We start from the raw sequence: 8,662 nt of genomic DNA, 5'->3' as shown, positions 1-8,662 counted from the left end.
GCCCCCTCACGGAACTCGGCGTCGTAGATGCGCTTCCTGGATGCCATGACCCCCAACTATCCCTCCGGTCACGGTCTCCACAGCAGGAGGGGAGATGCAGCCGTCACCCCGTTCTGAAACGCGTCCACATCCGCAACCCGGCGGGCCAGTTCCGTATCAGCCTCCGGGGAGCCGAACACCGCTGCCCGATGCAGGGGCCTGCTCCCGTTCCAGCGCTCCGGATCAGCTCCTTGGTCCAGGCGCCGGCGGATGTCGTCGGCATCCGTCCAGTCCCAGCCCATGCCCGCCCAGCCGTCACTCGCTGCCGCCACCGCTCCCCCTCGAACACGTCGCATGCGCTCGCGCCACTTCACCCCGCCCCCGAGCACACGTGCGCTACAGGCCGCTGACTCCATCCAAGTCCGTTGACCGGACGCTATCACCCCGAACACTGCTCGTACGCTATAGGCACGTGATCTGTGCGCTATTGGTACGCGATAAGCGCGTTTCGAGGTAGGGTCGGGGACGGAGGTGTCCCATGTCCGAGTTGTTCGACGCGGTCGACGCGCTGGTCGCGTCCCGCTCCCCGCTCCCGCCGCCGGCTGAGCGCAGGCGGCTGCGCCAGGCGCACGCGCTCACCCTGGACGAGGTGGCCTCCGCCCTGGGTGTGCGGCGGGCGACCGTGGGCGGCTGGGAGGCGGGCAAGAGCGAGCCGCGGCCGCCGGAGCGGGAGGCGTACGCGCGCCTGCTGAAGCAGCTCGCCGCGCTCTACCCCGCCCCCCGGAGCAGCGGCGCCCCGCAGGAGGACACGGGCACCGCAGCGCAGGCTGGGCCCATGGGCGGGGCAGCGGAAGCTACTGCCACGGCGGAGGCCGAGGAGCCGTCGGCCGCTCTCCCGGCGCCCGTTCGGCACGCGGCAGCGACACAGCGGCCGGTGCCGCGTGCCGAACGGGCGCCGCAGAGCTCGCGGCGACCCACTGCGAGGAAGGCCGCCCCGGCGAGCACCCCCGCGCCCGGCGGTGCCTACGCGCACGGTCCGCTCCTCGTCCTCGACGCCGACTCCGACCGGAATGTGACGGGCTACGGCGTCGGCGGTCTGATCCTGGACGTGCCCGCCAAGTCGCTGCCTGCGCTGGTGGAGTGGACGCTCGCCGAGGCACGGCTGGGGTCGGAGAAGCTGCACGGCTCGGGAAAGGACGGCGACCCGCTGCTGGTGCTCACCGAGGCGGCGTGCGAGCGCTACGGCCTGCCCGCCACCTTGTCCGAGGCCGAGCGGCTTGCCGGACGGCTGCCGGAAGGACACAAGGTCGTCAAGCAGCTTGAGCGCGCCGACTGGCAGCTCACCAGGCGCGGGCTGGGGCCGTGGGCGCGGATCTACCGTCCCGCCCACGGCAGCCGCCGTCAGTGCGTGCAGCTGTGCATCCCCTCCTGGCGTGCCCTGGACGACCGCTCCTGGGGCCATGCCGCCCGGTTGCCGCCGCCGGAGCTCGCCCGGGTGCTGGGCGTGTACGCGGCCCGGGTGATGACGCCGGTCGGCTCAACGGCCGTGACAGGGCTGCAGCTGATGACCGCACTCAGCCCGCCGACGCGCGCGAGCGGGCCGGACGCCGACGGCCGGCGGCACCGCGAGCACCGGCCCGGGTCACTGGGCACCGAGCCGGTGGACCCGGCGCCGTGCGAGGCGATCGACGGACACCCCGTCCTGGCCCATCTGCCCCGCTTCCACGTGCGCGGTCCCGGCGAGCGGCTGTTCGAGGAGGCCTACGACTGGGCGCGGGATCTGACCGACGCCGAGTGCATGCAGGGGTACCTGGTCGGCCTGGATGTGAACCTGGCCTTCGGTGCGGCCGCCAACGGCGCGGTCGTCGGTCTGGCCTGCCCGCCCGTGCACGTCGCCGACCCCGCCTTCGACCCGGCCGTCCCCGGTTCCTGGCTGGTGGACCTGTCCCACGTCGACCTGTCCCGGGTGAAGGTCGGCAAGCAGTGGCGTGACCTCGAAGGGGATCTGCTGCCCAGCCCGTTCACGCCGACCGGCCAGCGCCCGACGGGTCCGGCCTGGTACGCCACCCCGACCGTCGCCTACGCCGTCGAGCTCGGGTACGACGTCGCCCCCGTCGAGGCGTGGGTGCGCCGCGAGGCGGGCCGGTTCCTGGACGGCTGGTACAAGCGGCTGCGCGACGCCTACGTCGCCACCATGGCCGACCTCGGTGTCACGGATGAACTCGGCCCGGCGCAGTTCCTTCAGGCGATGGACGGCTACAAGCAGCGGGACCCGGAGCTGGGAATCGTCGTGGACGCGGTCAAGATGACCCTCAAGGGCGGCATCGGCAAGCTGCAGGAGAAGGCACGCGGCGGCGGCTGGAAGCCGGGGCAGGCCTGGCCCGCCCTGGCCCGCCCGACGTGGCGGCCGGACATCCGCGCGACCGTGATCTCCCGGGCCCGGATCAACATGCACCGCAAGATGCTCGCCCTGGCCGCGGCCACCGGCCGCTACCCGGTCGCGGTCCTGTCCGACTGCGCCGTGTACGCGGCCGACGGGCCCAGCCCGCTCGACGTGCTGCCCTACGGCGCCGACGGCAAGACCGTGCCGGGCTCGTTCCGGCTGGGGGTCTCGCCAGGGATGGTCAAGCACGAGGGCACCCAGAGCGTGCTGTGGGGCGCCGACGTGCTCGAGCAGCTCGGCGCCGACGGCCACGTCGCCAACCTCGCCCGCTACATCAAGACCGGCACGGTCACCGCCAAGGACACCGGGGAATAAGGGGACACGGGTCGATGGTCACGATCGGGGAAGAACTCGACAAGGCAGTGCAGGGCGCGTTCACGCGGCCCGTTCCCAAGTCCGCCAGGGCGCAGATACGGTACCTGGTCAAGCAGCACCAAGGCAGCACCCGACGCGTCGCCGAGCTGCTCGGCATCAGCCAGCGCACCGTCGAACGCTATGTGAAGAACCAGATCAAAAAGCCCCGGCCGGAGCTCGCCGACCGCCTCGAACGCGAGGTCCGCACGCGCTGGCAGCCCCAGATCAGGGCGAAGGCGAAACAGGCCGCGGCCACCACGAACGGCATCATGATCGATGTCCAGGCCCGGTTCGGCTACACCGCCGCCGTCGGCAGCACCGACCAGGCCCGCGTGCGTCACCTCACCCTCGCCCTCCCGCCCCACCACACCGCCCGCCTCCTTCAAGCCCAGGAAGCAGGCGCCGACGAGGACGACCTCCGCAAGCTCGCTGCCGAGGCGTTGGGGGAGGTGTACTTCCGCGACGACGGCCGCCGCGCCCACGGCCTCGAAGTGGAACTCAAGGACATCGTCGACCTGCAGTTCGAGCTGTAGGCGGTCAGGGCGCCGGAGCCGGAAGCAGAAAGGGTACGGGGAGAACTGTGACAGCAGGAGCGTTACGGACCGTGCCGCTGGCCGGGGAGCTGACCTCGTCGCTGATCCACCGGGCCGCGGACCGCTACGGCCTGCCGGCCGCGGGGGTGCTGCGGCTGTGGACGTACCGCAACTCCCCCGCCCGCAACCACGGCGGCGGCGTGCGGGCCGATGCGGAGATCGTGCTCAACGAAGCCGGGCGGGCTGTGCTCGCCGAACCGTGCGGAGTCGAACCGGCGGTGCTGGCGCACGCGCTGCCCGCGTTCACCGTGGATGATCCCAAGACCAGCAACCTCTCCCTCACCCCCACACCGGGACGCTACGGCCGCTACCTCCAGCTCCTCGACGATCTCCTCCACCACGGCAAAGCACGCGCCGACGGCTGGACTGCACGCGACATCGACACCGCCCTGTACTGGACCGGCGGCAACCCGCCCCAGCCGGGACCGGCGTAGGCCCACCCACACAAGCCCTGACCGCGCAACAAGCCGCCGACCAGCACAAACCCACGTCATCCCGTTAGACGCCGGACACCATCACCAACACCACACCACCGTTGTCAGCGAACCCCAAACAACCACAGGCCAAACGTCCCGTCACCACTTCCCTCCAGCGTCCCGCAAGCGCCGGAACTGTCATCAGAGAATCCACACCACCCCAGCTCAAGCCACCCGCACCACACCAACTACGAACCCCGAAATTACAGCCGTCCACGGCGCCCGTGAGCGCCTCCGAGAGGGGCCTTGCGGCCCTGGCGCAGTACCAGGCCCGGGCGGGTCGGAGGTGAAGCTCGGGGTGTTCCTGTCGAACAGCAAGAGCCGCCGGGCCAAGCTGACCGTCGACAAGCTCACCGCGCCGGCTGGTCTCGGGCTGGAGTGGGCGGCCACGGAAGGAGCGGCATGAGGACCGCCCCCGAGGAAGAGCGGCATGTGCAGGACGCCGTACGGCGGCACGTTGGCGCCAGGGCCTTCGCGGAGGCGGAGGACGTCATCTCGGCTGTGCCGTCCGACCCGGGAGTGCAGGAAGCACGGGCCCGGGTGGAGGCGGCGGAAACGGAGCTCGGCATGGAGCTGTGCACCCGCCTCCAGCCGTTCCAGGACCGCTACGACCAGGCCGTGGCGAAGGGCGACGCGGCCAGGCTCAGCGAGGTCTGTGCGGGCAAACACGGCCGCTGGGAGCGGATCTGCGTCCTGCCCGGCGGACACGAGACCTCGGTGGAGGAACCGCACCGGGACCGCACCAGCGAGGACCGGCCGATCGCGTGAGTGAGCAGCACACCTGACGACTGGTGAGCGGCGGTGAGGCCGGCGAGAAGGATCCCAGGACGCACGGGCGGCCCGGGATCCTTCGCTGTCCGGGGCCAGGGTCACCGGACCCGGGGCCTCTACGCACTGGGGTGCGATGTCTGAGCCGCGAGCATCGGAACTGGTGTGCGTGCAGGCCCTGGGATCTTCGGAGTGCTCCCCCCGCGAACTACGTGGCAGCCGGGGAGAGTTCGGCGAGTCGGGAGTAGGTGGTGGTTCCCGGCAGGGAGAGCCTCACCATCTGACTTGGCTTGTGACGGACTTCGAAGACCGCGGCGCGTCCGGCTCTCCCGGCCCCGCCGGCTCGGGATGATCAGCGCATGAACGTCGAGTTGCCCGCAGTGCAGTGGAACGAGTTGTGGCTGCCGTTGCGACCGTACGCGACGAACCGGCTGCAGGAGGGGATCCGGCGTGAGCAGCGGCCGGTGGCAACGACCCGTCGGTAGGTAGAGGCGAACCCGTCGGCGATGAGCAATCTCCTCATCGTGGATGCGGACCACTCGGATGCGGCACTGCGGGGGTGTCGCCGGTGGGGTCGCATCCGCTGCCCGACGCGGTCATGGAGAACCCGGTGAATGGGCATGCTCATGCGGTGTGGGCCCTGGCGGAGGCGGTGACACGGACCGAGTACGTCCGGCGCAAGCCACTGGCCTACGCCGCCGTCACCGAGGGCCTGCGCCACGCTGGACGGCGATGCGGCGTGCTCGGGGCTGATGATGAAGAACCCGCCGCACACGGACTGGAGCACCGAGTGGCTCCACGGCGGACTCCACACGCTCGGCGGCCTGGAAGAGACGCTGAGCGGCCACACGCCGCCCGCGCGCTGGCGGGAGACCAAGCAGTTCCGCACCAATACCACAGGGCCGGGGCGCAATCACTCGATCTTCGAGACGGCCCGGACCCGGGCATACCGCGAGGTACACCACCACTTCGACAACCCCGGCATCCTCCACACCACCATCCACGCCGAAGCACATACCCCCCAACGCCGGACTCACGAAACCGCTGCCGGCCATGGAGACGCATGCAATCACCAGCAACACCCACCAGGGATCACAACGCGGCCGAGGACGCCGAAAGACGGTACGGCGGTGGGCGGCTCGATGTGGGCGGGCTGCTGCCTCCTGCTGGACTGCCTGTGACGGCCGGTCGCCGCGGCCGCCGCGGCGACCGGGTTCGTGGTCTGACGTCGGGGCGCCGCGCCATCACGACCCACGCCGAACTGGTGGAGCCCACCATCGACACCTACCTCAAGAGACTCGTTGACGAACTCGGCGTCGATGTGTCCGGTGGCCCACCCGATCCCCGAGTAGGCACGGCCCTGAACCACGTGGCGCTCAAGGCACGCTGAAGCCACCGCCGGGCCCGGCTCCACGCCGACTCTGTGCACCGTCCACCTGCTGCCGGAGGGGGACCGCCCGGCCGTGGCATCGTGCGGGAGCGGGGAAGCGAAGGCCGAGCCGCTGATCCGGCGTGCCGGTTCCTGGGCGCGGTCAGGCTCTGGGCTTCTCCTGGTCACGCGGTGCGGGGCTCCGCCTCCCGCCAGAACGCGTCGACGCGGGCGTTCCATTCGTCGGGGATCTCCTGGAAAGGCTGGTGTGCTTCCTCCTCCATGACCGCGAACAGGGCGCCGGGGATCGCGTCGGCGACGGCGCGGCAGAGTTCGGGGCGGCTGGTGGAGTCGCGGCCGCCGGCGAGCACCAGTGTCGGCACTTCGATGTCCGGCAGACGGTTCGTCGTGTCGTGGTCGAGGACGGCGTCGAGGAAGCGCTTCAGGTTCTCGGGCGTCTGCTTGTGCGGGAAGGCAAGCACGTCCTCAATGAACCGGTCGACCGTGCCGTCGTTGTGTGCCCGGGCCGTGTAGATGTCCAGGAAGAAGCTCTCGAGGAACGTGCGTTCGTCGGGGGCCGTCTCGACCAGCCGGCGGACGAACAGGCACCACCGGCGCAGGTAGGCATCCGGCACCGGCCAGGTGCTCTGGAGGACCAGGCTGCGCACCAGCCGGGGGTGGCGAAGGGCCAGCTCCTGGCTGATGACGCTGCCGCCGGAGAAGCCGGCGACATGAGCGGAGGGGATGTCCAGCGCCCGCAGCAGCGCGGCGGCGTCGTCGGCCATCGCTTCGACCGAGACAGGGCCCTCGGGCATGGTGCTCCGGCCCGCTCCCCGGTTGTCGAAGGCGGTCAGCCGGTAGCGGTCGGCCAACCCGTCGAGCTGGAACTGCCAGGACTCGACGGTGTCACCGAGCCCTCCGACGAGCAGGACGTCAGGCCCGGTGCCGACCTGCTCGGTCCAGATGTCCAGTCCGTTCGCACGCACACACTGCCCCATCGTCCGTACTCCCTTCACGGTTCTTCAAGGGTCCACCCGTCGAGCACTGCACGCCAACCAGGCTCCGGCCCGCCGGTCCTGGTACGAGAAGGCCCCGCTCGGACTCGGACCGTGTCCTATGTGATGAGGGTCGTGTCTCGTCCGGTGACCCTCCGCTGTCGGCTTCAGCCCTTCACCGTCGTGGGTGTGGGCGCCTGAGACGGCGACGAGGAGGGGCAGTCCGTCCGCATCCGACGGGACGTGCATCCTGGAACCCGGCCTGCCTCGGTCCACGGGGTTCGGACCTGTGTGTTCGCACCCCAGGCGTGTTTTGTGTTCCGCCGCTCCGCGGCCGGACCACGCCGGAGGACAGCGGCTTCGCGATCTCTCCCAGCCCGTCCGGAACAGTCCGGCTCCACGTACCCCGCCCTGCAGAACTCCGAGTAGTCCCGTAGGGGTCAGGGGGTAGTCCAGTCGCGCAGTTGCCGGGCGACCCGGGCAACGCCGAGCGCTCCGGAAGCCGCGTCGCGTACCAGCGCGACAGCAGCCTTGGCCCTCACGCTCTCCGCCACGCGATAGGCAATCGTCTCCGCCGCCTCACGCTCAGCCGCTCTACGGTCAGGTGAGATCATTTCCTCACCGTATCCGCCCGGTGCACCACGGCGGGCCAGGCTGCGGCGGGCCAGCACCCACCGGTCGTGGGTGGGCTCATGATCGCGGACAGCCGGGCGGCGGCCCGGTCGTAGACACGTGGCCCCTTCGCGCCGGCCCCGCAGGAGTGGCGTTCTCAGGCGTCCTCGGGTGCCTGGACGACGGCGAAGTCGATGCGGCCGACGGCGTGGACATGCCGGGACTTCGGCACGGCCAGGACGTAGCCGACGCCGGCTTCCTCCAGCATGCGGCGCAGCCGCCACTCCTGGCCGTAGGCCGAGTCGACGGTCACCCAGGCGATCGGCAGCGGCGAGGCCAGTGCCCGCATGATGATGACCTTCGCGAGGTCGCCCTTGGTGGCGAACGCGCGTCTATCGGGGACTTTCGCCTGGGCACAGCGGTCCGGGGCGGAGGTCCAGGACTTGGACAGATACAGCTCCCGGTCCACCAGTGCGCGACCCCTGACCGTGGCGTAGGCGGCGAAGACGCCGATCTGGCTGGGGGTACCCCCTCTGGGGGATTCTCGGTACGGCCGGCGGTGCCGGAGTACTGCCGCTGCACGCCGGCCGAGACCGTGCCCTTCTTGATGAACCCGGTGTCGTCGATGATCAGCACTCCTGCCGGGTCCCCGAGCCTCTCGGCGGCGTATTCCTGCAGGTCGTCGCGGACCTCGTCGGGATCCCAGCAGGCACGGCTCAGCAGGTGCTGCAGCCCGGCGGGAGTACGGTGACCGGCGTGCTCCGCCAGCTGCCTGGGGGTACCCCCGCTGGGGGACTGTTCTTGCGGCCCACCGGCCCGAGCAGGCCGTGCACGTAGGCCCGCATCCGCCACCGCGGATCCACCCGCCCGAACCGGTGACCGATCCGCACCAGCAGCTCTTCCAGTTCCGCCGACCAGACATCGGGCCGCACATCATCTTGCACGACAAACACAACGGCCCGTCGTACTCGAGGTCACGAACCTCCCGCACCTGACGGGACATCAGCCGAGTACACTCGCGAACACACCACTGACCAGCAGGAATAGCGAATTGCAACTAGAGTACTACTGAG

The 8,662-nt window shown here is 70.6% G+C and carries 6 protein-coding genes and 3 pseudogenes; 5 read left to right on the top strand and 4 right to left on the bottom strand.

The window, feature by feature from the left end:
* The first annotated feature begins 517 nt into the window (after positions 1-517).
* The 5 genes from tap to IH50_RS41395 all read left to right on the top strand — a co-directional run bounded on the left by tap (position 518) and on the right by IH50_RS41395 (position 5,794).
* On the top strand, positions 518-2,737 hold the full coding sequence (gene tap / locus IH50_RS0136495) for a telomere-associated protein Tap (protein ID WP_030872774.1): 2,220 nt from the start codon (positions 518-520) through the stop codon (positions 2,735-2,737).
* Positions 2,738-2,751: 14 nt separating this feature from the next.
* Positions 2,752-3,309, top strand: a complete 558-nt coding sequence (gene tpg / locus IH50_RS0136490; RefSeq protein WP_030872770.1) for a telomere-protecting terminal protein Tpg — start codon at positions 2,752-2,754, stop codon at positions 3,307-3,309.
* A 47-nt stretch (positions 3,310-3,356) separates the two neighbouring features.
* The gene (locus tag IH50_RS42245; RefSeq protein WP_199822196.1) at positions 3,357-3,803 is read left to right on the top strand and encodes a hypothetical protein; all 447 of its coding nucleotides are present in this window, start codon (positions 3,357-3,359) and stop codon (positions 3,801-3,803) included.
* A 444-nt stretch (positions 3,804-4,247) separates the two neighbouring features.
* Complete coding sequence (locus IH50_RS0136475) at positions 4,248-4,613, top strand: hypothetical protein (RefSeq protein ID WP_030872759.1); 366 nt, start codon at positions 4,248-4,250, stop codon at positions 4,611-4,613.
* Between the two features lie 752 nt (positions 4,614-5,365).
* Positions 5,366-5,794, top strand: coding sequence for a hypothetical protein (locus IH50_RS41395; RefSeq protein ID WP_107062233.1), 429 nt, complete (start codon positions 5,366-5,368; stop codon positions 5,792-5,794).
* 373 nt (positions 5,795-6,167) lie between these two features.
* On the opposite strand, the gene IH50_RS0136460 is transcribed toward IH50_RS41395, so the two are convergent.
* The 4 genes and pseudogenes from IH50_RS0136460 to IH50_RS43670 form a co-directional block, all read right to left on the bottom strand.
* The gene (locus IH50_RS0136460) at positions 6,168-6,980 is read right to left on the bottom strand and encodes an alpha/beta fold hydrolase (protein WP_030872753.1); all 813 of its coding nucleotides are present in this window, start codon (positions 6,978-6,980) and stop codon (positions 6,168-6,170) included.
* 123 nt (positions 6,981-7,103) lie between these two features.
* Positions 7,104-7,353 (bottom strand): annotated as a pseudogene (locus IH50_RS42235) (hypothetical protein); the annotation flags it as partial.
* Between the two features lie 64 nt (positions 7,354-7,417).
* Positions 7,418-7,510: pseudogene (locus IH50_RS43015) on the bottom strand (fic family toxin-antitoxin system, toxin component); the annotation flags it as partial.
* Between the two features lie 111 nt (positions 7,511-7,621).
* A pseudogene (locus IH50_RS43670) lies at positions 7,622-8,521 on the bottom strand (IS701 family transposase); the annotation flags it as partial.
* Between the last annotated feature and the right edge of the window lie 141 nt (positions 8,522-8,662).

Source organism: Streptomyces sp. NRRL S-37 (genome assembly GCF_000721605.1).
Classification (GTDB): domain Bacteria; phylum Actinomycetota; class Actinomycetes; order Streptomycetales; family Streptomycetaceae; genus Streptomyces.
The sequence above is the reverse complement of the archived record's forward strand: the minus strand, read 5'-3'. Positions and strand labels throughout refer to the sequence as shown.